Origin of the sequence: Belnapia rosea, from assembly GCF_900101615.1 — a bacterium.
GTDB classification, from domain to species: Bacteria; Pseudomonadota; Alphaproteobacteria; order Acetobacterales; family Acetobacteraceae; genus Belnapia; species Belnapia rosea.
The window spans coordinates 1-2,225 of the sequence record NZ_FMZX01000092.1 but is presented as its reverse complement, the minus strand read 5'-3'; the positions used below and the strand labels follow the sequence as shown (position 1 = coordinate 2,225).

The window sequence follows — 2,225 nt, the reverse complement described above, 5'->3', positions numbered from 1 at the left end:
TTGGGCGGCGTTTTGCCGTGTGGGCGGACCTCCTCGATCAGCGGCTCCCAGATCGCCCACGTCGCGTCGGTGAAAACCTCGCACCCGTTCCTATCGGTGATTGTCAAAGAAGTTGTCCAGTGCCGATCAGGCGGCGTCTCTGATTTTACGGTCGCCGGTGTCGCGCTCGGGGTTGAGGCAGACATCGCCGGCCGGCGTCCAGTTTCGGATCTGACGTGACCACCGCGCAGGGTTGGCAGCGCGGGCTTTGGCGTAGAGGTCGGTCCGGCGCTCGAGGAGCGCGCGTTCCTCGCCGGCATGCCGGGCGCTGGGCGTGACGAACCGGATCGCGCTGTGGCGGTGCTCCTGGTTGTACCAGGTCACGAAACAGGCGACCCAGTGCTGCGCGTCTTTCCTGCTGGCGAACTCCGATGCCGGCCAGTCCGGCCTGTACTTGCAGGTGCGGAACAGGGCTTCCGAGAACGGATTGTCATCCGCGACCCGCGGCCGGCTGTAGGAGGCGATGATGCCGAGCCGCTCGAGGGTGGCTTTCATGGTGGCACCCTTCATCGGGCTGCCATTGTCAGCGTGCAGGACGAGCGGGCGGGTGAGGCAGCCCTCGGCCCAGACTGCGCGGCGCACGACCTCGCTGGCCAGCTCGGCCGCTTCTCGCTCGTGGACCTCCCAGCCGACGATCTTGCGGCTGAAGATATCGAGGATGAGGTACAGGTAGAAGAACCCGCCCCGGATCGGGCCGGGCATCCAGGTGATGTCCCATGTCCACACCTGGCAGGGACCGCGGGCGCGGTGGCTGGTGGGCGATGGGCGACGCACCGGCGGCTTGGCGCGGCCACGATGGTGCTGCTGCTCTTCGGCGCGCAGGATGCGGTAGAAGCTGGCCTCCGAGGCGATGTAGCGGCCTTCGTCGGCGAGGCGGGGCACGATCTGGCTGGGCGGCAGGCTCTCAAAGGCCGGGCTGTTGCAGGTGTCCAGCACCGCCCGGCGCTCCTCCCCCGACAGTGCGTTGCGAGGCGCGGGCCGGGGCGCCGCTGGGCGGCGATCCCCTGGCACGCTGCCCAGGGCCCGCCAGCGCCGACAAGTGCGCTCGTCAATTCCGAACTCTGCGCAGGCCTGGGTGCGGCGCGCGCCGGCCGTGACAGCCTGGTCGATCAGCGCCATGGCATTCTGGCGATCTGGGGTGCTGATCATGCGTCCTCGCCGTCCCCCCAGATCGCCGCGGCGTTTTTTCGCAGCACCAGCAGCGCCGCCGCCTCGGCCAGCGCCTTCTCCTTGCGTGCCAGATCTGCTCGAGGGCCTTGACGCGCTTCCTCTCCTCCTTGGTTGCCTGACCCAGCCGCTGGCTGCTGGCGCGCTCCCAATCGTTGGCCTGCTCGCAAGCGGCCCGCCAGACCCCGATCTGCTCGGGGTAGAGGCCCCGCTGGCGGCAGTAGGCGGCGAGATCGACCTCGTTCATGGCCGCCGTCTCGATCACCGCGGCGAACTTGTCGCGCGACGTCCAACCCTCCGGGCCAGCATCGGCATCGGGCAGGAGCCGCCCTTGGCTGCGGGCTTCACGGCGCCAGCTGTGCAGCGTCGCCTCGGAGATCCCCTCCTCCATGGCCAACTGCCGCAAGGGGATCGCGTTCGGCGGCTCCAGCTTCTTCAGAACCGCCGCGCGGCGCTCCGGTGAGTAGGCCAACTCATCCCTCCGTCCCGCCCCTCTGAAAATGAAAGATCATCTCACGGCGCCGGACAACTTTCCTGGCAGAGAGGGCTATCCGTCATGCCCCAAAATATGGCGACAGCATTCAAGCTCTAACAGGCCTTAGCACCGATTGCGGTACGTTCTTCAGCCAGAAGCGGGAGTTATCGCTTGGCCCACTCCACTGCCCGGCTCCGCCTGTCGACCAAGGCGCCGCCGCAGGGTCAGGTCCGGCTTGCGGCCGCGGCGATGCACACTGATCCGCTCGCGGTCCACGGCCTACAGTTCCGCCTCAACCGCGAAGACGAAGACCTCGATGTCGGCCAATGTGTTCTAGCCGTCGCCACGGTTGGGTCTGAGAACGCGACGTGTAGGATATGGAGGCAAATCAACAAAACTGCATAGGCCAGCGCGAGACATCAACCCGACATGGTAAGGCTCGGCCGGCTGTAATTACCCACCCCCTTGCGCTGGAGTGGGTTGGCTGATTCGATGCTGGCATGCAGCGGGACGAGCTTGAGCGGCTAAGCAAGACGGAGCTGAT

General features: G+C 66.9%; 1 pseudogene. It reads right to left on the bottom strand.

The window, feature by feature from the left end:
• Positions 1 to 126: 126 nt before the first annotated feature.
• Positions 127 to 1,597 (bottom strand): annotated as a pseudogene (locus tag BLR02_RS28140) (IS3 family transposase).
• Positions 1,598 to 2,225: the final 628 nt, after the last annotated feature.